General features: G+C 59.9%; 21 protein-coding genes, 1 tRNA gene and 1 pseudogene. 11 read left to right on the top strand and 12 right to left on the bottom strand.

Going from position 1 to position 20,412, the window contains the following annotated elements; all coding sequences use genetic code 11:
• Positions 1-112: 112 nt before the first annotated feature.
• From ABDB87_RS20245 to ABDB87_RS20235, 3 genes are all read right to left on the bottom strand, one after another.
• Positions 113-1,438, bottom strand: a complete 1,326-nt coding sequence (locus ABDB87_RS20245) for a hemolysin family protein (RefSeq protein WP_345930491.1) — start codon at positions 1,436-1,438, stop codon at positions 113-115.
• A gap of 192 nt (positions 1,439-1,630) precedes the next feature.
• Positions 1,631-1,707, bottom strand: a tRNA-Pro gene (locus tag ABDB87_RS20240).
• 24 nt (positions 1,708-1,731) lie between these two features.
• Positions 1,732-2,661 carry a polyprenyl synthetase family protein gene (locus ABDB87_RS20235; protein WP_345930495.1) on the bottom strand — a complete coding sequence of 310 codons (930 nt, stop codon included), beginning with the start codon at positions 2,659-2,661 and terminating at the stop codon, positions 1,732-1,734.
• A gap of 186 nt (positions 2,662-2,847) precedes the next feature.
• Here ABDB87_RS20235 and rplU point away from each other — a divergent pair, with 186 nt between their 5' ends.
• From rplU to proB, 4 genes are all read left to right on the top strand, one after another.
• The gene (gene rplU, locus ABDB87_RS20230; RefSeq protein ID WP_345930489.1) at positions 2,848-3,159 is read left to right on the top strand and encodes a 50S ribosomal protein L21; all 312 of its coding nucleotides are present in this window, start codon (positions 2,848-2,850) and stop codon (positions 3,157-3,159) included.
• A gap of 17 nt (positions 3,160-3,176) precedes the next feature.
• Positions 3,177-3,443: a 50S ribosomal protein L27 gene (gene rpmA, locus ABDB87_RS20225; RefSeq protein ID WP_345930487.1), complete on the top strand. Its 267-nt coding sequence runs from the start codon at positions 3,177-3,179 to the stop codon at positions 3,441-3,443.
• A gap of 78 nt (positions 3,444-3,521) precedes the next feature.
• A complete protein-coding gene (cgtA, locus tag ABDB87_RS20220; protein WP_345930485.1) occupies positions 3,522-4,667 on the top strand; it encodes an Obg family GTPase CgtA in 1,146 nt (381 codons plus the stop codon).
• A 115-nt stretch (positions 4,668-4,782) separates the two neighbouring features.
• Entirely contained in the window at positions 4,783-5,904 is a 1,122-nt protein-coding gene (gene proB / locus ABDB87_RS20215) for a glutamate 5-kinase (protein WP_345930483.1), read from the top strand.
• 12 nt (positions 5,905-5,916) lie between these two features.
• Here proB and ABDB87_RS20210 read toward each other — a convergent pair whose 3' ends face one another.
• The 5 genes from ABDB87_RS20210 to ABDB87_RS20190 form a co-directional block, all read right to left on the bottom strand.
• Positions 5,917-6,990: a sulfate/molybdate ABC transporter ATP-binding protein gene (locus ABDB87_RS20210; RefSeq protein WP_345930481.1), complete on the bottom strand. Its 1,074-nt coding sequence runs from the start codon at positions 6,988-6,990 to the stop codon at positions 5,917-5,919.
• A 50-nt stretch (positions 6,991-7,040) separates the two neighbouring features.
• Positions 7,041-7,919: a sulfate ABC transporter permease subunit CysW gene (cysW, locus tag ABDB87_RS20205; protein ID WP_345930479.1), complete on the bottom strand. Its 879-nt coding sequence runs from the start codon at positions 7,917-7,919 to the stop codon at positions 7,041-7,043.
• Positions 7,916-8,773 (bottom strand): sulfate ABC transporter permease subunit CysT, encoded by an 858-nt coding sequence (gene cysT, locus ABDB87_RS20200; protein WP_345930477.1) that lies wholly within the window; start codon positions 8,771-8,773, stop codon positions 7,916-7,918. Before cysT ends, cysW begins: the two co-directional genes overlap by 4 nt.
• Before the next feature lie 51 nt (positions 8,774-8,824).
• Positions 8,825-9,829 carry a sulfate ABC transporter substrate-binding protein gene (locus ABDB87_RS20195; RefSeq protein ID WP_345930475.1) on the bottom strand — a complete coding sequence of 335 codons (1,005 nt, stop codon included), beginning with the start codon at positions 9,827-9,829 and terminating at the stop codon, positions 8,825-8,827.
• 110 nt (positions 9,830-9,939) lie between these two features.
• The gene (locus ABDB87_RS20190) at positions 9,940-11,052 is read right to left on the bottom strand and encodes an aromatic ring-hydroxylating oxygenase subunit alpha (RefSeq protein WP_345930473.1); all 1,113 of its coding nucleotides are present in this window, start codon (positions 11,050-11,052) and stop codon (positions 9,940-9,942) included.
• Positions 11,053-11,159: 107 nt separating this feature from the next.
• Between ABDB87_RS20190 and ABDB87_RS20185 the strand changes: the two genes are divergently transcribed.
• The 3 genes from ABDB87_RS20185 to dxs are packed head-to-tail and all read left to right on the top strand — an operon-like array spanning position 11,160 to position 14,160.
• Positions 11,160-11,396 carry an exodeoxyribonuclease VII small subunit gene (locus ABDB87_RS20185; protein ID WP_345930472.1) on the top strand — a complete coding sequence of 79 codons (237 nt, stop codon included), beginning with the start codon at positions 11,160-11,162 and terminating at the stop codon, positions 11,394-11,396.
• Positions 11,389-12,282: a polyprenyl synthetase family protein gene (locus ABDB87_RS20180; RefSeq protein ID WP_345930471.1), complete on the top strand. Its 894-nt coding sequence runs from the start codon at positions 11,389-11,391 to the stop codon at positions 12,280-12,282. The genes ABDB87_RS20185 and ABDB87_RS20180 overlap by 8 nt, the downstream gene beginning before the upstream one ends.
• A gap of 39 nt (positions 12,283-12,321) precedes the next feature.
• A complete protein-coding gene (dxs, locus tag ABDB87_RS20175) occupies positions 12,322-14,160 on the top strand; it encodes a 1-deoxy-D-xylulose-5-phosphate synthase (RefSeq protein ID WP_345930469.1) in 1,839 nt (612 codons plus the stop codon).
• 137 nt (positions 14,161-14,297) lie between these two features.
• Here dxs and rpsI read toward each other — a convergent pair whose 3' ends face one another.
• Complete coding sequence (rpsI, locus tag ABDB87_RS20170) at positions 14,298-14,693, bottom strand: 30S ribosomal protein S9 (protein ID WP_345930467.1); 396 nt, start codon at positions 14,691-14,693, stop codon at positions 14,298-14,300.
• A 15-nt stretch (positions 14,694-14,708) separates the two neighbouring features.
• Positions 14,709-15,137 (bottom strand): 50S ribosomal protein L13, encoded by a 429-nt coding sequence (gene rplM / locus ABDB87_RS20165; RefSeq protein WP_101942265.1) that lies wholly within the window; start codon positions 15,135-15,137, stop codon positions 14,709-14,711.
• A gap of 459 nt (positions 15,138-15,596) precedes the next feature.
• Between rplM and ABDB87_RS20160 the strand changes: the two genes are divergently transcribed.
• Positions 15,597-16,019, top strand: coding sequence for an OsmC family protein (locus ABDB87_RS20160; RefSeq protein WP_345930493.1), 423 nt, complete (start codon positions 15,597-15,599; stop codon positions 16,017-16,019).
• Between the two features lie 26 nt (positions 16,020-16,045).
• Here ABDB87_RS20160 and coq7 read toward each other — a convergent pair whose 3' ends face one another.
• Together coq7 and ABDB87_RS20150 are read right to left on the bottom strand one after the other, a co-directional pair.
• Positions 16,046-16,672, bottom strand: coding sequence for a 2-polyprenyl-3-methyl-6-methoxy-1,4-benzoquinone monooxygenase (gene coq7 / locus ABDB87_RS20155; protein WP_345930461.1), 627 nt, complete (start codon positions 16,670-16,672; stop codon positions 16,046-16,048).
• Between the two features lies 1 nt (position 16,673).
• Positions 16,674-17,204 carry an RNA pyrophosphohydrolase gene (locus ABDB87_RS20150; RefSeq protein ID WP_345930460.1) on the bottom strand — a complete coding sequence of 177 codons (531 nt, stop codon included), beginning with the start codon at positions 17,202-17,204 and terminating at the stop codon, positions 16,674-16,676.
• 146 nt (positions 17,205-17,350) lie between these two features.
• Here ABDB87_RS20150 and ABDB87_RS20145 point away from each other — a divergent pair, with 146 nt between their 5' ends.
• The 3 genes and pseudogenes from ABDB87_RS20145 to ABDB87_RS20135 all read left to right on the top strand — a co-directional run.
• Positions 17,351-19,060 (top strand): proline--tRNA ligase, encoded by a 1,710-nt coding sequence (locus tag ABDB87_RS20145; protein WP_345930457.1) that lies wholly within the window; start codon positions 17,351-17,353, stop codon positions 19,058-19,060.
• Between the two features lie 6 nt (positions 19,061-19,066).
• The gene (locus ABDB87_RS20140; RefSeq protein ID WP_345930456.1) at positions 19,067-19,687 is read left to right on the top strand and encodes a lytic transglycosylase domain-containing protein; all 621 of its coding nucleotides are present in this window, start codon (positions 19,067-19,069) and stop codon (positions 19,685-19,687) included.
• Positions 19,688-20,010: 323 nt separating this feature from the next.
• A pseudogene (locus tag ABDB87_RS20135) lies at positions 20,011-20,412 on the top strand (transposase); the annotation flags it as partial.

The raw sequence follows: 20,412 nt of genomic DNA, 5'->3' as shown, positions 1-20,412 counted from the left end.
GGCTCCAGTTGCACAGCCTGTACTGTACAAATAGCAAAGGCCCCGAGGGGCCTTTGCTTAACTGAGCGGCATTGCCGTCAAGCGGGGCGTTTTTCATCGCAAGGCAAGCGCATCAGGGGCGCTCGCCCCCATCAGAACCAGTGGGCGAAGCATGTGGCGCGGTGAGCGTCATCAGCACCTTGTCAACACGATGGCGGTCCATGTCGACCACTTCGAAGCGCATGCCCTGGCATTCGAAATGGTCCGCCGGGCGGGGCACCCTGCCCAGCATATGCATCACGAAGCCACCAATGGTGTGAAAACCACCGGTATCGGCACCAGGCAATTCGCTCATGTCGAAAAGATCGTCAAAGCGCTCGATCGACATCGAGGCTTCGAGCAACCAGCTGCCATCCTCGCGGCGGATGGCGTCGGCGTCCGGCTCCTCGTCATCCGCCGGCAGTTCGCCAACGATCGAGGTCAGCACATCGGTCAGCGAGACCACACCTTCGAGTTCGCCATATTCGTCCACCACCAACGCAAACTGCACGCGGGTCTTGCGGAAGTTTTCCAGCAACTGGGAAGTCGTCACCGTTTCCGGCACGAAAAGCGCCGGACGGGTAACGGACTCCACATCCAGCGGATCGCCGGCCAGGGCCGGCTTGAGCAGATCCGCCACATGGAGGATGCCGAGAATGTTCTCGAGACCACCGCGACAGACCACCAGGCGGCCATATTCGCTGTCCGAAATGGCCGCGCGCAGCTCGTCTGCCTCGTCCAGATCCACGAAATGCACGTCCTTGCGCGGCGTCATGATGGTGCCGATGCGTTGCTCATCCAGACGCAGCACGTTGGAGACGATTTCCTGCTCGCTTTCGTGAAAAACACCGGCTTCGGCGCCCTGCTCCATCAGCACCTTGATCTCCTCGTCAGTGACCGGCGGCTCATCGGCACGGCGGGCATTGAACGGGCGAAGCAGGATGTCTCCCGACACAGAGAAGAGCCAGACCAGCGGCCCCGCCGCTTTCGAAAGCCAAGTCAGCGGACCGGCAATGAAAGACGCAATGGCTTCCGGCGCCAGCAGCGCCAGACGCTTGGGCACGAGTTCGCCCACCACGACGGAAAGATAGGTGATCAGCACAACGATCACGCCCACCGAGAAGGGACGTGCATAGGGAAGCAGCGCAGGAAACTGCTGCAGCCAGGCAGCAATCGGTTCGGCCAGAGCGTCTTCGCCGACCACGCCGCTCAGAATGCCAATGGAAGTAATGCCAACCTGGATGGTCGACAGAAAGGAGGAAGGCTCGTCGTTGAGCTTGAGCGCAGCCTTGGCGCCCAGCGAGCCGTCGTCGGCCATTTTCTGGAGGCGCGCCTTGCGCGATGACACCACGGCAATCTCAGCCATGGCGAAAATGCCGTTCAGCAGGATCAGAAGCAGCAGCAGGAAAGCTAGATTCATGAAGTTCGCCGGCCATTCCCGGCGAGGTATGCACAAGGGAAAGAGAATAGCATGAGCATCCCCGCACTCATGCTCCCCTTGGCAGCGCCTTCCTGCGCGGACCTCTGGCCACGCCCCGCGACATGCCAGGCGTGTGACGGACGCGCAAAAACAGAAAGGCCGATGACGAATCATCGGCCTTTCATGAAAACCTGGTCGGGGTGAGAGGATTCGAACCTCCGGCCTCTACGTCCCGAACGTAGCGCTCTACCAGGCTAAGCTACACCCCGTAATTGCCGTTGCGTTTTTATTTCTCAATAAGTTCGCGCAACTGCGAAAGAACATAATTGTAGCAGTGACTCTTTGAAAATGGAAGGGGGAAGTTCAGTAATATTTTCTGCCGCCAGCTTCGCTTCGGCCGCGGCACAGGCACTCGCGGCCTCGAGCGCCCCGCACGCATTGACGGCAGCAATCACTTCGGCGAACGCGTCCCGCCCGCCCTCTTCGATTGCGGTCCTGACCAGCGAAGCCTGCTCCGGCGTACCGTGCTGCATGACATGGATCAGCGGAAGCGTGGGCTTGCCCTCCGCCAGATCATCACCGAGATGCTTGCCGGTTTCAGCCTCGTCGCCGGAGTAATCCAGCACGTCATCCACGATCTGGAAGGCAGTCCCCAGATGGCGGCCAAACGAGGCCAGCCGCTCCTGCCCTGCAAGATCCTGCCCGCCAAGGATTGCACCGATCCGGGCCGACGCCTCAAACAGGGTTGCCGTCTTGTAATGAATCACCCGCAGGTAATCCTCAACCGACACGTCCGCGTTATGAACATTGAGCAGCTGGAGCACTTCGCCTTCTGCAATGATATTGGTCGCATCGGCAAGCACCTGCATGATCTGCATGTTGCCGACACCGACCATCATCTGGAAAGCGCGGGAATAAAGGAAGTCGCCAACCAGCACGGCGGCCGCATTGCCGAACATCGCATTGGCCGTGCTGCGCCCGCGCCGCAGGTCGGACTCGTCAACCACGTCATCGTGCAGCAGCGTCGCGGTATGAATGAATTCCACCACGGCAGCCAGCTCGTGATGATGACCCCCCTGATAGCCCAGCGCGTTGGCCACATAGAGGAGTAGTGCCGGACGAAGGCGCTTGCCACCCGCTCCGATGATGTAATCGGAGACCTGATTGATCAGGACGACCTCGGAAGACAGGCTCCTGCGGATGACGCGGTTGACGGCTTCCATGTCAGCCGAGACCGGTTCGTAGATTTTTTCGAGCTGCAAGGCAGTCACACAGGGCGTTTTTGGGGAAACGCGGATGTTAGGGGGGCAGCAGCGGGAGCGTCAAGCCAGCCCGATGATTTGCTTGACATTATTGCGACGGCAACGCAAAATCCACGGTTTCCCACGCTCTTTGTAATTGGAGTCCAAATGTACGCGGTCATAAAAACCGGTGGCAAGCAGTATCGCGTTGCCGCTGGCGAAAAAATCAAAGTAGAACAGATACCGGCAGACGTTGGCACTGAAATCACGCTCGACCAGATCCTGATGGTCGGCGAAGGCGATTCCGTGAAAATCGGTGCGCCGCTGGTTGCTGGTGCAAGTGTCAAGGCCACGATTCTGGCTCAGGGTCGCCACAAGAAGGTCGAGATCTTCAAGATGCGCCGCCGCAAGCACTACCAGAAGCACCAGGGTCACCGTCAGAACTACACCGAAATCCGCATCGACGCGATTTCGGCCTAAGCAGGAGCTAATGCGCCATGGCACACAAAAAAGCAGGCGGCAGTTCACGTAACGGCCGCGAATCAGAAGCAAAACGACTGGGCGTGAAGCGCTACGGTGGTCAACTGGTTCTGGCTGGCAACATCATCGTCCGCCAGCGTGGCACCGAGTACCATCCCGGCGACAACGTCGGCATGGGCAAGGATCACACCCTGTTCGCACTCGTCAAGGGTCGCGTGCAGTTCGTGATCAAGGGTGCTCAGCGTCGCCGCACCGTGACCATCGTTCCGGAAACCCAGGCCTGACCTGTTTCCCGCGCGATTGCAGGAAAGCCCCTTCGCGCAGCGACGGGGCTTTTTCATTTTCAGACCGAGCAAACAATCATGAAATTTTTCGACGAAGCGCGCATTGATGTCTATGCCGGCGACGGTGGAAACGGCAATGCCTCGTTCCGTCGCGAAAAATACATCCCAAAAGGCGGTCCGGATGGTGGCGATGGTGGCCGTGGCGGCAACATCTTCGCCGTAGGTGATCGCAACCTCAACACCCTGGTCGACTTCCGCTACACGCGGACCTTCCGCGCCGAGCACGGCGAAAAAGGCGGTTCCACGGACTGCTACGGCAAGGGCGGAGAAGACCTTTTCCTGCGCATGCCGGTAGGCACCATCATCAAGAATCATGAGACCGGCGAACTGATTGCCGATCTGAACGAGGATGGCAAACAGGTCCTGATTGCGCGGGGCGGCAAGGGTGGGCTGGGCAACCTGCATTTCAAGAGCTCGACTAATCGTGCCCCCCGCCAGAAGACCAATGGCGAACCGGGCGAACATTTCAAGCTGGCGCTTGAGCTCAAGGTGCTTGCCGATGTGGGGCTGCTGGGCATGCCCAATGCGGGGAAGTCCACTTTCATCCGCGCGGTTTCTGCTGCCAAGCCCAAGGTTGCCGGCTACCCGTTCACGACGCTGGCGCCGAATCTCGGGGTCGTCCGGACCAGCGAAGGCCGCAGCTTTGTCATTGCCGACATTCCCGGCCTGATCGAAGGCGCCTCGGAAGGCGCCGGTCTGGGTCACCGCTTCCTGCGCCACCTGCAGCGCACCCGCGTGCTGCTGCATCTGGTCGATCTCGCCCCCTTTGACCCGGAAACCGACCCGGTTTACGAGGCTCGCGCCATCGTCGAGGAGCTGCGCAAGTACGACGAATCGCTGGCCGACAAGCCTCGCTGGCTGGTGCTGAACAAGCTGGACCTGATCCCCGAGGAAGAACGCGACGCACGCGTGCGGACCTTCCTCGACGCCTATGGTGAGCCGGATCGCTGGTTCGCGATTTCCGGTATCAGTGGCAACGGCTGCCAGCCGCTGATCTTCGCCCTGCAGGACTTCATCGATGCGCTGCCGCGCTGGACGGAGGAAGAACAGCTTGCCGCGGTCGCCGCGGGGCCGGACGCCTACCCCATCGGCTCTGACGACGATGAGGACGAAGAGGAAGATGACGATGACGATTTCGAGGGCGAGATCATCTACGCCCGCTGACCGCGCCTCAATCTGACTCGGCTCCGCCCTGCGGAATCCGGGCATAGCCCACGCTCACACCGGAAACCGGCCAGTGGCCACCTTCCGGACGATCTGACCGAAAAACCTGGACACCATGCGCAACACCATCCGCTCTGCCCGTCGCCTTGTCGTCAAAGTAGGCTCCGCGCTCGTCACCAACAACGGGGCCGGCCTGGATCTGACCGCCATCGGTGACTGGGCCCGGCAGATCGCGGCGTTGCGCGCCGAAGGCCGTGAAATCGTGCTGGTCTCGAGCGGTGCCATTGCGGCCGGCATGCAGCGCCTGGGCTGGAGCGAACGCCCTGCCGAAACGCATGCCCTGCAGGCCGCGGCTGCAGTCGGACAGATGGGATTGGCTCAAGCCTATGAAGGTGCGTTCAACCAGTACGGGCTGAAAACCGCTCAACTCCTGCTGACCCATGCGGATCTTGCGGATCGGCTGCGTTACCTGAACTCGCGCTCGACGCTGTCGAAGCTGCTCGAGCTCGGCGTGGTGCCGATCATCAACGAGAACGACACAGTCGTGACCGACGAAATCAAATTCGGTGATAACGACACGCTCGGCGCGCTGGTTGCCAATCTGATCGAAGCCGATGCGCTGATCATCCTGACCGATCAGAAAGGTCTCTACACCGCAGATCCGCGCAAGGACCCGACGGCCACGCTGATCTCGGAAGGCCATGCGGAAGACCGCAGCTACGAAGCCATGGCGGGAGGCGCCGGTACCGGCATCTCGCGTGGCGGCATGATCACCAAGATTCGCGCGGCTCAGCGTGCAGCGAGCTCCGGCGCCCACACCCTGATCGTCTCCGGCCGCGAGGAAAACCCCTTGCTGCGTCTGGCTGCCGGTGAAGCACTGGGCACCCTGCTCTACGCCTCCCGCACGCCACTCGCCGCCCGCAAGCAGTGGCTGGCAGACCACCTTCAGCTCGCCGGCAGCTTCGTGCTGGATGCGGGCGCAGTGCGGGCGCTTCAGGGGGGCGCCAGCCTGCTTTCAATCGGCGTGATCGAAGTCAGGGGAGAGTTCGGTCGGGGTGCGGCCGTGGCATGCGTCGATACGGCCGGAAACGAGCTGGCTCGCGGCCTGAGCAACTACGCCAGCCCGGAAGCGCGCCGCATTGCGCGCCATGCAAGCAGCGAATTCGAAATGCTTCTGGGCTACATCGAAGAGCCCGAACTGATCCATCGCGACAATCTGGTGCTCAGACAAGTCTGAGCACCAGACCGGTCAGATCCCCGCGCCCAGATCGAAGTCGCGGGAGTCGACCATGTCGTTTCCCTGGAATACCCGAAGCTTGCGCGGCCGCAGCCACACGATTTCGCCCGCGGCCAGTGCCAGCGCCTGATGCTGCTCGCGCGTGAGCTCGACCTCGATGACCTCGCCCTGATGCTCGACCTCGACGCGCACCAGCGGACCGATGGCCTGCACATGTTGTACGCCCGCCTGCAGCGCGCCGCTGGACGCCTCGCGCGTGATTTCGATGTCATGCGGCCGCACGAAGGCCAGCGAGTCGTCCTTCGCTTTTCCAATGGCGCTGTCGACCTCGGCCCATTTTCCGTGCAGCCGGCTGTGAAAGACGTTCACATTGCCCAGGAAGCGATAGACGAAAGGACTGGCCGGCGCTGAATACACTTCGTCAGGCGTGCCGAGCTGCTCGATGCGCCCCTTGTTCATCACCACCACGCGATCGGCGACTTCCAGCGCCTCTTCCTGATCGTGCGTCACGAAAACCGAGGCGATATGCATCTCGTCATGCAGGCGGCGCAGCCAGCGGCGCAGCTCCTTGCGCACCTGGGTGTCGAGCGCGCCGAAAGGCTCGTCCAGCAGCAGCACCTTGGGCTCCACCGCCAGGGCGCGCGCCAGGGCAATCCGCTGACGCTGGCCACCGGAGAGCTGTGAAGGATAGCGATCCGCCAGCCAGTCCAGTTGAACCAGCTTGAGCAGATTCATCACCCGTTCGCGGATTTCGGCTTCAGCCGGACGTTCGGCCCGCGGCTTCACGCGGAGCCCGAAAGCCACGTTCTCGAACACCGTCATGTGCCGGAACAGCGCGTAGTGCTGAAAAACGAAGCCCACCTGGCGCTCACGCGTATGGACATGCGTCGCCTCCGCTCCGTGAAACAGGACGGAGCCGGAATCCGCGCTCTCCATGCCGGCAATGATCCGCAGCAGCGTCGTCTTGCCGCAGCCCGAAGGACCAAGAAGTGCCACGAGTTCGCCCGTGGGAATTTCCAGCGAAATATTGTCGAGCGCAGCGAAATTCCCGAAGCGCTTGCTGATGTTCCTGACTTCAATGCTCATTTCAATTCCTCACGCACGCGCTGTGGCAGGCCGCCGGCGCAGTATCCCGATCATGATTCATGTTTTACCGCTTCCGGCGGCAGATCCGCCTCGAGCATCGCGGTTTCCCGGGCCATGCGCCACTCGACAAAGGTCTTCGCAGCCAAGGTCACCAGGGCCAGCAAGGCCAGCACCGACGCTGCGGCAAAAGCGCCGACAGAGTTGTATTCGTTGTAAAGGATCTCGACATGCAATGGCAGCGTGTTGGTCTCGCCCCGGATGTGACCACTGACGACACTCACCGCGCCGAATTCGCCCATGGCCCGGGCGTTGCACAGGATCACGCCGTAGAGGAGGCCCCATTTGATGTTCGGCAGGCTCACCCGCCAGAACATCTGCCAGCCCGAGGCGCCGAGCGACACCGCGGCCTCCTCCTCGTCCTTGCCCTGCGCCTGCATGAGCGGAATCAGCTCGCGCGCGATGTAGGGCACGGTAATGAACATGGTCGCGACGATCATGCCGGGCAAGGCAAAAATGATCTTGATGTCATGCTCGGCCAGCCACGGCCCCAGCCAACCCTGCCGGCCGAAGATCAGGATGAAAAGCAGCCCCGCGACAACCGGGCTCACCGCAAACGGCAGATCGATCAGGGTGGTCAGCAGGCTCTTGCCGCGAAAATCGAATTTCGCGATCGCCCAGGCCGTGGCAACGCCGAAGAGGATGTTGAGCGGCAGCACCAGCACTGCAACGACCAGCGTCAGCCTGATCGCGGCCAGGGTCTCCGGCTCCTGCAGCGAGCTCCAGTACGGGCCAAACCCCTGACGCAGCGCTTCGCTGAACACGGCCAGCAGCGGCAAGCCGAGGAAGAAAAACAGAAAGCCGAGTGCGAAGGCGATCAGCAGCCAGCGCATCAGGCGGGATTCGGTGTTGACCTGGCGGATGGCGTTCATGCCTGCACTCCTGCGTCAACGTGGCGGCCGCTGTGCCGGTTGGCGGTCCACCACTGCAAAAGATTGATCGCAAGCAGCAACAGGAAGGAGATCACCAGCATCACGACCGCCAGCACGGTCGCTCCCGCAATATCGTACTGCTCGAGCTTGGAAATGATCAGCAGGGGCGTGATTTCAGACACCATCGGCATATTGCCCGCAATGAAAATGACCGAACCATACTCACCCACTGCCCGCGAAAAAGACAGGGTGAAGCCCGTGAGCAGCGCGGGCGCCAAGGCCGGCAGCAGGACTCGGATGAATGTCTGGATTCGCGAAGCCCCCAGACTCGCAGCAGCCTCCTCCACCTCCGGCTCGATATCCTCGATCACCGGCTGTACGGTTCGCACGACAAAGGGGATGCCGATGAAAATCAGCGCCACCACGATACCGGGTGGCGCAAACGCCACCTTGTAGCCGAACACGCCTTCCACGAACCGCCCGATCCAGCCGGTATTGGCGTAAAGCGTGGTCAGGGTGATGCCCGCCACTGCGGTAGGCAAGGCAAATGGCAGATCGACGAATGCATCGACGAGCTTCTTGCCGAAAAAATCGTAACGCACCAGCACCCAGGCCACGAGCAGACCGAACACCGCATTCACCAGCGCGGCAATCAAGGCGCAGCCGAAAGTCACCCGATAGGCTGCCAGCGCCCGATCAGCCGTCGCAATCGCCCAGAATTCGGAAAGCGACATCTGCGCGCTGCGAGCAATCAGCCCTCCCAGGGGGATCAGCACCAGCAGCGAGAGATAAACGAGCGAGTAGCCCAGCGAAAGACCAAACCCCGGCAGGACGCGATGTTTTCTGCTTGTCATGATGAAAACGGGCCGGCTAGGCCGGCCCGGTCTTGTGGAAGTGATTGAACCTTACTTTGACTGATAGACCTTGTCGAAGCTGCCGCCATCCTTGAAATGCAGGGCGGTTGCCTTGTCCCAGCCCCCGAACACCTCTTCTACGGTAAAGGTCTTGATCGCGGGAAACTGCGCGGCATACTTCTTGAACACTTCGGCATCGATCGGGCGCAAGTAGTTTTCGGCCGCATTCTCCTGACCTTCCTTGCTCCACAGGTATTCAAGATAGGCTTGAGCCTCCTTGCGAGTGCCCCGCTTGTCGACAACCTTGTCGACGATCGCTACCGGGAACTCCGCCCGGATCGATTGCGACGGATACACCACTTCAAAACCGCCACGACCGAACTCGCGGGCGATCAATTCCGCCTCGCTCTCGAAGGTAATCAGCACATCGCCCTGCCCGCGCTGCATGAACGTAGTCGTCGCGTCACGACCGCCTGAGGCAAACAAGGGCGTGTTCTTGAGGAAGGCCTGAACGTAAGCAGCCGCAGTGGCGTCACTGCCGCCCGGCTGACGCAGCGCCTGGCCCCAGGCCGCCAGATAGGTATAGCGGCCGTTGCCGGTGTTCTTGGGATGCGGAATGATGATCTGCGTTCCGGCCTTCACCAGGTCAGCCCAATCCTTGATTGCCTTCGGGTTGCCCTTGCGCACGATGAAGACCATGGTCGAGGTGTAGGGCGAAGCTGCATTCGGAAACTTCTTCTGCCAGTCAGCGGCAACGAGCCCTTTCTCGGCGAGGAAGGTGATGTCGGTCGCCTGGTTCATGGTCACTACATCCGCTTCAAGACCGTCTGCCACCGCACGCACCTGCTTGGTAGAGCCTGCGTGGGATTGCTTGACGCTGATCGTCTCACCCGTCCTGGCCTTGTAAGCGGCCTGGAATTTCGGGTTGTAGTCCTTGAACACATCCCGGGCAACGTCGTAGGAAACGTTGAGCAACTCCTTTTGCTGGGCCGAAGCGCCTTGCGCCACGCCTGCGAGCACCAGTGCGAGCGCGGCAATCCTGAAAATCGTCTTCATGCTGACTCCTGAAGTCTGAGGGGTGAGTACAGTATGCCGCAAGCCCATATCCATCGAACCAAGATCAAATCATTGACTTATACAAAATAAGAATAAGCGCAACGCTCCGCTCAAAACCCTTGCGGCAGATGCGCCTTCATGAGCCGGCGATAGAACTCGTGAAAATGCTGCATGCCGTCTTCCATGGGGGACTGATAGGGGCCGGTCTCGTTCAGCCCGGCATTGAGCAGCGCACGACGTCCGCGGTCCATGCGCTCGCCGATCTCGTCATCCTCCACCGCGGTTTCCATGTAAGCCGCGCGTTCCGCCTCGATGAACTCAGGCTCGAACGCGGCAATCTCTTCAGGGTAATAGAACTCGACCACATTCAGCGTCCTGTCCACCGCCAAGGGCTGCAGATGACTCACGACCAGCACATGCGGATACCACTCCACCATGACGTTCGGAAAATAGGTCAGCCAGATCGCCCCATGCGGCGGCATTTCACCGTTGTAGTAATCGAGCACCGCCTTCTGCCACCGCTCGTAGGCAGGGCTGCCTGCTTTCTTGAGAGCAGTGATGCCGACCCGCTGAACCGAGTACCAGTCGCCAAACTGCCAGGTCAGGTCATCGCAGGTCACGAAATTGCCCAGTCCCGGGTGAAAGGGAACGACGTGATAATCCTCGAGATAGACCTCGATGAAGGTTTTCCAGTTGTAGTGGCATTCATGATGCTCGACATGCCCCAGCACATAACCGGAAAAGTCCAGCTCTGGCGCCAGCCTCATGCCGGCGAGGTCTGCGTTCGCCTGCCTCGGCCCCTTGAAGAGCAAACCTTGCCAGGACTCCAGCTTGGTACGTCCCAGATTCAGGCAGGGGTTCTGGGGAAAATGAGGCGCACCGATCAGCTCTCCCTCGGTGGAATAGGTCCAGCGATGAACCGGACACACGACATTACGGGCCTTGCCCCGCCCTTCAAGCATGATGGCCTGGCGATGGCGGCAGATATTCGACATTTCATAGACGGCGTCTTCCGCACGCATCAGCATGCGGCCATGGTCCTGCCAGCCCAGAGTATGGAAATCCAGAGGCTCCGGCACCATCAGCTCATGCCCCACATAACCCGGCCCGGCATCGAAAAGCAGCCGCTTCTCGTGTTCGAACAGTGTCTGGTCAAAATAGGCGGCCACCGGCAGCTGCGAAGCAGCCGGAGCAAGGCGGGTCTGACTTTCGTTCAACAACATGGTCCGTGCGATCCTTTCAAACCGGATACGGCGCTCATCAAAGCGGAGCATTAAATTATAATTGTGAGTTTACCCGAGCCGGCAGCGAACAAACCCGCCTGAACAGAATGGTCAAGAAACAATCCGAACCGCCGCTCAGCTTCGAAAGAGCGGTCGCCGAACTCGAGGCAATCGTCGCGGCAATGGAGCAGGACGAGCTGCCGCTGGAAGAAGCCCTGTCCCGCTATCAGCGGGGAATCGAATTGCTCCGGCAGTGTCAGGGAACGCTTAACGCTGCGGAGCAGAAAATCCGCATCCTGGAAAACGGAAACCTGCAGGACTTGTCCGGAGAAACCGATGTCTGACCCCAGATTTTCCGAATGGATGGCACAGCAGCAGCAGCGTGCCGAGCGGGCGCTCGACGCAGCCCTGCCGGGAGCGACCATTGCCCCGAGCCGTTTGCACGAAGCCATGCGTTACACCACGCTGGGCGGCGGCAAGCGTGTTCGCCCCCTGCTGGCCTTTGCAGCAGGTGAAGTTTCCAAAGCCTGCACTGCGGCGCTGGAAGCGGCGGCCTGTGCGGTCGAATGCATCCACGTCTACTCCCTTGTTCATGACGATATGCCCTGCATGGACGATGACAGCCTGCGCCGTGGCAAACCCACGGTACACGTCCAGTATGACGAGGCAACCGCACTACTCGTCGGCGACGCGCTGCAGACCCAGGCCTTTGACCTCCTCTCGGCGCCCGGCCTGTTTGGCGACGCGTCCCGCCAGTTGCGTGCCTTGCACACGCTGGCCCAGGCTTCCGGCTCGCGCGGCATGGCAGGAGGCCAGGCCATCGACCTGGGCTCCGTAGGCAAGGAAATCAGCCTGGCCGAGCTGGAGGTCATGCACCTCCACAAAACCGGCGCGCTGATCCGTGCCGCGGTCTTGCTGGGAGGCCTGGCCGGCGATCTGAATGACGAAGCGCTCCGGCAACTGGACCAGTACGCAAAATGCATCGGCCTGCTGTTTCAAGTGGTGGATGACGTCTTGGACGCCACGGCCGACACCGCCACGCTGGGCAAGACGGCCGGCAAGGATGCCGCCAATAACAAGCCGACCTATGTCAGCCTGCTAGGTCTTTCCGAGTCCAGGAAGCTGGCCGAAGAGCTGGCGCGCCAGGCAGAGGAAGCCATCGCGACGCTGGGCGATCGTGCCCTGCGCCTGCGCGAAATGGCGCGATACATCGTCAGCCGCCAGTTCTGAACTGCCGCGCTTACCCAACACAAGACAAGGCTCCCTTACATGACCGCCTATCCACTGCTGGAGTCCATCAATTCGCCGGCAGAGCTGAGAAACCTCGAACGCAAGCAGCTGGCCGTCCTCACGGACGAGCTGCGCGACTTCCTCGTCGAGTCCGTTTCCAGAACCGGAGGACACCTTTCCTCCAATCTCGGAACCATCGAACTCACCGTTGCGCTGCACTACGTTTTCAACACGCCCGAAGATCGCATCGTCTGGGATGTGGGACACCAGACTTACGCCCACAAGATCCTGACCGGCCGCCGCGAGGCCATGGCCGGGCTGAGGCAGTATCACGGCATCTCGGGCTTCCCGCGACGCAGCGAAAGCGAATATGACACCTTCGGCACTGCGCATTCGTCCACATCGATTTCTGCCGCGCTCGGCATGGCCGTGGCCGCCAAACTCAAAGGCGAAAGCCGGCATGGCATTGCCGTCATCGGCGATGGCGCCATGTCGGCCGGCATGGCTTTCGAAGCTCTGAACAACGCCGGAGTGAGTGATGCCAATCTGCTCGTGGTGCTCAATGACAACGAGATGTCCATCTCTCCTCCCGTCGGCGCCCTGACCAAGATCCTGGCGCGCCTGCTGTCGGGACGGACCTACGCTGCAGCACGCCGGGCAGGCGAAAAAGTCCTTGGCGCCTCTCTCACCCGCAAGGTCGAAGAGCATGTAAAAGGCTTCGTGACCCCGAGCACACTGTTCGAAGAATTCGGCTTCAACTACATCGGCCCGATCGATGGACACGATCTGGACGCACTGATTCCGACGCTCCAGAACATCCGCAATCTCAAGGGCCCCCAGTTCCTGCACGTCATCACTCGCAAGGGGCACGGCTACAAGCTTGCAGAGGCCGATCCGACGCTCTACCACGGCGTTGGCAAGTTCGACCAGCAGGCCGGCATCCAGAGCAGCAAGGGCGCGGGCAAGCTGACCTTCACACAGGTTTTCTCCGACTGGCTGTGCGACATGGCTTCCCGGGACGACCGGCTGATCGCCATTACGCCTGCCATGCGGGAAGGCTCGGGACTCGTCCGCTTCGAACAGGAATACCCGGAACGCTACTTCGACGTGGGCATTGCGGAGCAACACGCCCTGACCTTCGCCGCGGGACTTGCCTGCGAAGGCGCAAAGCCGGTAGTCGCCATCTACTCCACCTTCCTGCAGCGCGCGTATGACCAGTTGATTCACGACATTGCCCTGCAGAACCTCCCTGTCATGCTGGCGATTGACCGGGGCGGCCTCGTCGGCGCAGATGGCGCGACCCACCACGGCGCGTTTGACCTCTCCTATCTGCTCAGCGTGCCCAACATCGTCGTCATGACGCCGAGCGATGAAAACGAATGCAGGCAGATGCTGTTCACGGCCTACCGGCAGGATTGCCCAACGGCAGTACGCTATCCGCGCGGTAGCGGCTGTGGTACAACGCCGGCCACCGAAATGACGGAAGTCCCGCTAGGCAAGGGAGAGCTGCGTCGCAAGGGGCAGAAGATTGCACTGCTGGCGTTCGGAACACTCCTCCACGAAGCCCTGAAAGTCGCAGACCAGCTCGATGCGACAGTCGCCAATATGCGCTTTGCCAAACCGATTGACGCCAAACTCGTTCAGGAGCTCGCCGCAGATCATGAGCTGCTGGTCACGCTCGAAGAAAATGCGGTGATCAGCGGAGCCGGCAGCGAAGTCGCCAGAGTTCTCGAAAGCGCCGGAGTGCTCACACGTGTTCTGCGCCTGGGCCTCCCCGACCGTTTCATTGATCACGGGGATCAGACTCAGCTGATGAAGGAAATCGGCCTTGATGCAGAGAGCATCGTTCGCAGGATTCGTCAGCACATCGACCCCTGAACCACGGCAAAGGCTAACCCCCGAAAGGACCGCGCATGCGGTCCTTTTTCATGCCATCGATTCGAATCCTGCGGCAACATAACGGACGGGTAAACGAAAAAACCCGCCGAAGCGGGTTTTTCTCGAGTCTGAAACGATTAACGCTTCGAGAACTGCTTTGCGCGGCGAGCCTTGCGCAGACCAACTTTCTTACGCTCGACTTCACGAGCATCACGAGTCACGAAGCCAGCCTTCTTCAGAGCGGGCTTCAGCTCGGGGCTGAAGTCGATCAGGGCACGAGTGATGCCATGACGCACGGCACCGGCCTGACCCGATTCACCACCGCCGGTCACGTTGACCATGATGTCGAAACGATCTGCAGTTTCGGTCAGCTGCAGCGGCTGACGCACAACCATGCGACCGGTTTCGCGCGAGAAGAACTCGTCAACCGGCTTGCCGTTCACAACAATCTTGCCGGAACCGGCCTTGATGAATACGCGAGCCACCGCAGTCTTGCGACGACCCGTGCCGTAGTTATATTGACCAACGGGCATTTTCTCGCTCCTAGATTAGATGTCCAGCACCTTGGGCTGCTGCGCAGCGTGCGGATGCTCTCCACCAGCGTAGCACTTGAGCTTCTTGAGCATTGCGTAGCCGAGCGGGCCCTTGGGCAGCATGCCCTTCACGGCCTTCTCCAGCACACGAGCGGGGAAGCGCTGTTGCAGCTTGGTGAAATTGGTTTCGTAGATACCGCCCGGGTAGCCCGAGTGACGGTAGTACTTCTTGTCCAGTGCCTTGTCGCCAGTCACACGCAGCTTTTCCACGTTGGTAACGATGATGAAATCACCGGTATCGACGTGAGGCGTATAGATAGCCTTGTGCTTGCCACGCAGACGGCGGGCAATCTCGCTGGCCAGACGACCAAGCACCTTGTCGGTCGCATCGACGACGAACCAGTCGTGCGTCACTTCATGCGGCTTGGCGGAAAAGGTCTTCATCAGAGTTTCCTCTAGTCTTGTCTTATTGTGCGCAAAACGGACACCCGTGCGCGGAAAGTCGGCAAGTATAAGCCCGCAAAATCCTCCGTGTCAAACAGATTTGCGCACAGAAGCAGGCTCAGACGACCGGGATACATAAAAAAACGCAGCCCTTGTGGGGCTGCGCCAAGTCCACACCAAAGGAGGAGGGTGGAGGAGACAATCGGGGGATCACGGATAACTCAACGCGATCAACGTGAGCCCATTATGCGAAGCGAGATGGTCCAACGCAAGAACTAACATCCATCTCAGACCCAGAATCTTTCTATGTGCAAATAGTTTTTCTTGATGCACTGCATCAACGAAGCAGTGTGGGAGTGTTTGGAAGCCGCGCAGGCTTGATTCTCCGTGATCTCCCCCTACCCGGAAGGGGTGTTGTATGGCATAAGAGAAAGTTTGTTGGACTACAGGGAGAAACACATGAAATGCAAGCTTAAATGGGACGGCGATGCCCGCTTTGTTGCCGAAACAGAAAGCGGTCACGCGATCAGGATGGAAGGGGCTGCAGAGCTTGGCGGCCAGAACCAGGCCCCCCGCCCCATGGAACTGATCCTGGCTGGCGCCGGCGGCTGCTCCGCCTATGACGTAGTACTGATCCTCAAGCGCGGACGGCATGCCGTCAAAGGCTGCGAAGTCAGCCTCTCAGCCGACAGGGCAGAAGCCGACCCAAAGGTCTTCACCCGGATTCACTATCACTTTACCGTGAGCGGCGAGAATCTGAAGCCGGAGGCTGTCGAGCGAGCAATCAAGCTCTCTGCCGAAAAATACTGTTCAGCGTCCATCATGCTGGGCAAAACGGCGACGATCACGCACGACTACGAAATCATCGACACGACAGCGTAACCTCGGGCACAAAACCCATCGCCGCGTCAGATCCTGTAGGCAACCGTCGTCATCACTTTTGACGCCAGCTTCATTGCCAGCCTGGCCGGCGGTGGCAATTCAGCCCCGCCGAGCCTGACAGCCATTGCGGCATGAGCGGCTTCATCAGCGCTCATTTGCTCAAGAATGCGGCGCGTTTTTTCATCCCGCGCGGAAATGCGTTCCAGATGAGACGCCAGATGGGCTTCAACCTGACGTTCGGTTTCCGCGAGAAACCCGAGACTCCATCGGTCTCCGGCGACACCTGCGCCTACGCCAATAGCCAACGCACCGCCATACCACAAGGGATTGAGCAAACTGGTCCGGCCGTTCAGCTCCTTGATGCGGTGAAGCGTCCAAGCCAGATGCTCGGTCTCTTCATCGGCGGCATGGCTCAGCGCCTCTCGCGCATCGTCAGTCCGAGCGGTCAGAGCCTGCCCCTGGTAGAGGGCTTGTGCACATATCTCACCAACGTGATTCACACGCATCAGGCCGGCAACATGCCTTTTTTCCTGTGAATCGGTGACGGTCTCCGGCAGATCCTTGCCTGGGATAACCCGTACCGACCGAGGCGCAGCAGCCAGCGTCCGCAAAGCCCGATCAAAGCCCGCAATCATCTTGTCCAGACGCGACATGTTAGCCCTGCCTTGCATGGATTTCGATATCGTAAGCACGGGGACGGGACTTGAAGTCGCCGTCAAAAAGCGAGTTGCCGAGCTCATTCAGCGCATACTTGTAGACGCCGCGCTTGAACTCAATGACGCCTTCCAGTGGAACCCAGTACCCAGCCCAGCGCCAAGCATCAAACTCCGGATGACCGCTGGCACGCAAGTTGATATCGCAGTCACGGGCCGTCAGGCGCAATAGAAACCAGATCTGCTTCTGGCCACGGTAGGTACTTCTCCACTCGCGTTTGATCCAGTGCTTAGGCACGTCATAGCGCAACCAGTCACGAGTCCGGGCAAGCACGCGAACGTGCTCGGGACGCAATCCGACCTCCTCGTAGAGTTCGCGGTACATCGCCTGCTCGGGCGTTTCGCCCTGCTTGATGCCACCTTGCGGAAACTGCCAAGAATGCTCGCGGATGCGTTTGCCCCAGAAAACCTCGTTGTTCGGGTTGACGATAACGATGCCGACGTTCGGCCGGTAGCCGTCGCGATCGAGCATGGGTATCACCCTGAATTTCATGAACTGCCCTGATTCTTTCACAGTTCGGCGCCCAAGGAAACCTTCTGCAAGGCCCATCTGCACAGCTTTTCAGGGCGTCGGGTACAATCAGCGATTGTCTACCAATCCTCTTCGACAGCCCGACCATGCGCGCCAGCCAGTTCTATATCTCCACCCTCAAGGAAGCCCCCTCCGACGCCGAGATCGTCAGTCACAAACTCATGATGCGCGCGGGCTTCATCAAGAAACTGTCGGCAGGCATCTACAACTACATGCCGATGGGTCTGCGAGTCATCCGGAAAATCGAAAACATCATTCGTGAAGAAATGAATCGGGCGGGCTCCGTTGAGCTTTCCATGCCGATTGTTCAGCCCGCCGAACTGTGGCAGGAGACTGGGCGCTTCGAAAAAATGGGCGATGAACTGCTCCGCTTCAAGGATCGGCATCAACGCGACTTCGTGATGCAGCCTACATCCGAAGAGGTGATTACCGACATCGTCCGCCAGGATGTACGCAGCTACCGTCAACTGCCGAAGAGTCTGTATCAGATCCAGACCAAGTTCCGTGACGAACGCCGTCCCCGCTTCGGCATCATGCGCGGGCGGGAGTTCACCATGAAGGACGCCTACTCTTTCCATGCGAGCTTTGAAGATCTCAAGCGCGAATACCAGAACATGTTCTCGGCTTATTCGCGGATTTTCGAACGCCTCGGGCTGGAGTTCCGGGCGGTTTCTGCGGATACGGGCGCTATCGGCGGTACCGGGTCACATGAGTTTCATGTAATCGCGGAAACCGGTGAAGATGCAATTGCCTACTGCCCCGATTCCGATTTCGCCGCCAACGTTGAACTCGCCGAAGCCCTGCCCCCCGCCTTATCGCGCCCTGCACCGACAGAAGCGCTCACCAGGATCGCTACGCCCGGCGTTAAGACGATTGCGCAGCTTGCTGAGTTTCTGAAAATCGCCGAAACCAGGACCGTCAAGGCCATCGTGGTCGAAGGTGACGACGGTGCGCCGGTTTTGCTCCTAGTCCGCGGCGACCATGAGCTCAACGAAATCAAGGCAGCGAAGCTCGAAGGCGTGTTTTCGCCCTTGCGCTTTGCAAGCCCCGCCAGCATTCGCGCAGCCTTCGGCGCGGAGCCCGGCTCTCTTGGCCCTGTCGGTTTCAATGGCCGGATTTACATGGATCGCTCGGTTGCCGTGATGGCCGATTTTGTGATCGGTGCGAACGAAACCGACCAGCACTTCACTGGTGCGAACATTGGTCGCGATTTCCCTGAGCCCTTGGTTGCAGACATCCGGAACGCCGTTGCCGGAGACCCCTCGCCTGACGGCAAAGGATTGCTGGCGATCTGTCGCGGCATCGAAGTTGGCCACATTTTCCAGCTGCGTACGCGTTATTCCGAAGCCATGGGCTGCAAGTTCATCGGTGAAGACGGCAAAGAGCAGATCATGGAAATGGGCTGCTATGGTGTGGGTGTCACTCGTATCATGGGCGCAGCCATTGAACAGAATTTCGACGACAAGGGCATTATCTGGCCCACAGCCATAGCCCCATTCCAGCTTGTCATCTGCCCGATGGGCTGGAGCAGATCCGAAGTTGTTCGCGATAGTGCAACCCGTCTGTACGAGGAGCTCGTCCAAGCCGGTTTTGACGTCATCCTGGATGATAGAGATGAACGCCCTGGCGTCATGTTTGCTGACTGGGAGTTGATTGGCGTCCCACATCGTGTCGTGATCGGAGATCGCGGTCTCAAGGAAGGGATGATTGAATACCAAGGGCGACGGGATCCCGAGGCCACGAAAGTATCGACGGCCGATGCGCTGGATTTCGTCCGCACACGCATTCTTGGCTGACTGAACGTGAAAAGGATTGTCCTCGTACTGCTGGCCTGCTTGAGCTTGGTGAGCGCTACTGCTCACGCTGGCGCACAGCGGGAAGAGTTCCTGGCAGCCAGCGTACGGGCAGTCCTCCAGTCCAGCGTTGCAGACCAGAGCGCACCAGAGCCGATTTTTCCTTCCGTTGAAGAAAAAATCCGTTGGCTCAACGAAATGACACCACGGCTTGCGCGACGCATGCCCGACATCCAGGAACGAATAGAATTTCTGAAGACCGTCTATTACGAAGCGCAACGCGCCGGCCTTGACCCTCAATTAGTACTTGGACTTATCCAGGTCGAAAGCGGCTTCCGAAAGTACGCGGTCTCAAGCGTCGGCGCGCGTGGCCTTATGCAGGTCATGCCGTTCTGGGTCAGGCAAATAGGCAGCCCGGACCAAAACCTGTTCCATCTGCGCACGAACCTCAGATACGGATGCACAATCCTCCGACATTATCTGGACATCGAAAAGGGCGACCTCTTCCGGGCCTTGGGGCGCTACAACGGAAGCCTCGGCAAGCCAGAATATCCAAACGCTATTTACGCCGCCTGGCAAAAAAGCTGGTCCTATTCGCCCGCAGCACTTCCTCAAACTGCTTCACGTTGAGTCAGCCAAAGCTCTGTGGGGTCCTTTAGTGGGTCTTGCCCGACAAAAGCCTGACAGGCTACCGCCCACGCCAGATAGTACGGCCCGCATGCAAGGTGCGATTCGCAACCAGCGAACCCGGCGTGGCGGGATGATCCGCGTTGACGAATGTCTGGCTGTCGCCGTCATCGGCTGAGGCCCTGAGTCGCGCCAAACGTTTGCATGCATAAGGCGCGATGGCAGGCGCATGCACCTCGCATGCCCTCGAAAGTCGGGTAATCCCCCCGGAAAGTGGCGGTGGTCAGAAGTAGAATTTTCTCGAAATGGATGGGAGGAAGTTTTACATGCAGACCTCGCGGTTTTCAGACAGTCAGATCATTGCCATTCTCAAGCAGGCTGAGGGCGGCAGCCCTGTGCCGGAACTATGTCGTGAGCACGGCATCAGCTCGGCGACTTTCTACAAGTGGCGGGCCAAGTACGGCGGCATGGACGCCTCACTGATGGCGCGGATGAAGGAGCTGGAGGAAGAGAATCGTCGGCTCAAGAAGATGTACGCCGAAGAGCGGCTCAAGGCCGAGATCGTGGCGGAGGCGCTGGCAAAAAAGTGGTGAAGCCATCTCGTCGGCGCGAGATGGCACAGCGCGTGGTCCAGAATAGGAAGGTCAGCGTGCGCTGCTATCGCTACTCACCCAAGCTGTCCTCGGAGAACGCTGAGATTGCCGACCACCTGGTTCGCCTGACCCACA

The sequence above is a fragment of the Uliginosibacterium paludis genome, assembly GCF_039631355.1.
GTDB lineage: Bacteria > Pseudomonadota > Gammaproteobacteria > Burkholderiales > Rhodocyclaceae > Uliginosibacterium > Uliginosibacterium paludis.
Note: the sequence above shows the minus strand (reverse complement) of the source record. Positions and strands in the feature narration are given on the sequence as shown.

Coding starts and splice junctions, on each gene's coding strand:
- rpmA (WP_345930487.1), top strand. CDS start 3,177: ATGGCACACAAAAAAGCAGGCGGCAGTTCACGTAACGGCCGCGAATCA.
- cysW (WP_345930479.1), bottom strand. CDS start 7,919: ATGAACGCCATCCGCCAGGTCAACACCGAATCCCGCCTGATGCGCTGG.
- rplM (WP_101942265.1), bottom strand. CDS start 15,137: ATGAAGACCTTTTCCGCCAAGCCGCATGAAGTGACGCACGACTGGTTC.
- rplU (WP_345930489.1), top strand. CDS start 2,848: ATGTACGCGGTCATAAAAACCGGTGGCAAGCAGTATCGCGTTGCCGCT.
- ABDB87_RS20245 (WP_345930491.1), bottom strand. CDS start 1,438: ATGAATCTAGCTTTCCTGCTGCTGCTTCTGATCCTGCTGAACGGCATT.
- coq7 (WP_345930461.1), bottom strand. CDS start 16,672: ATGTCGCGTCTGGACAAGATGATTGCGGGCTTTGATCGGGCTTTGCGG.
- dxs (WP_345930469.1), top strand. CDS start 12,322: ATGACCGCCTATCCACTGCTGGAGTCCATCAATTCGCCGGCAGAGCTG.
- ABDB87_RS20190 (WP_345930473.1), bottom strand. CDS start 11,052: ATGTTGTTGAACGAAAGTCAGACCCGCCTTGCTCCGGCTGCTTCGCAG.
- ABDB87_RS20150 (WP_345930460.1), bottom strand. CDS start 17,204: ATGCTCGATCGCGACGGCTACCGGCCGAACGTCGGCATCGTTATCGTC.
- ABDB87_RS20185 (WP_345930472.1), top strand. CDS start 11,160: ATGGTCAAGAAACAATCCGAACCGCCGCTCAGCTTCGAAAGAGCGGTC.
- proB (WP_345930483.1), top strand. CDS start 4,783: ATGCGCAACACCATCCGCTCTGCCCGTCGCCTTGTCGTCAAAGTAGGC.
- ABDB87_RS20235 (WP_345930495.1), bottom strand. CDS start 2,661: ATGGAAGCCGTCAACCGCGTCATCCGCAGGAGCCTGTCTTCCGAGGTC.
- ABDB87_RS20180 (WP_345930471.1), top strand. CDS start 11,389: ATGTCTGACCCCAGATTTTCCGAATGGATGGCACAGCAGCAGCAGCGT.
- ABDB87_RS20145 (WP_345930457.1), top strand. CDS start 17,351: ATGCGCGCCAGCCAGTTCTATATCTCCACCCTCAAGGAAGCCCCCTCC.
- cgtA (WP_345930485.1), top strand. CDS start 3,522: ATGAAATTTTTCGACGAAGCGCGCATTGATGTCTATGCCGGCGACGGT.
- rpsI (WP_345930467.1), bottom strand. CDS start 14,693: ATGCCCGTTGGTCAATATAACTACGGCACGGGTCGTCGCAAGACTGCG.
- ABDB87_RS20195 (WP_345930475.1), bottom strand. CDS start 9,829: ATGAAGACGATTTTCAGGATTGCCGCGCTCGCACTGGTGCTCGCAGGC.
- ABDB87_RS20160 (WP_345930493.1), top strand. CDS start 15,597: ATGAAATGCAAGCTTAAATGGGACGGCGATGCCCGCTTTGTTGCCGAA.
- cysT (WP_345930477.1), bottom strand. CDS start 8,773: ATGACAAGCAGAAAACATCGCGTCCTGCCGGGGTTTGGTCTTTCGCTG.
- ABDB87_RS20210 (WP_345930481.1), bottom strand. CDS start 6,990: ATGAGCATTGAAGTCAGGAACATCAGCAAGCGCTTCGGGAATTTCGCT.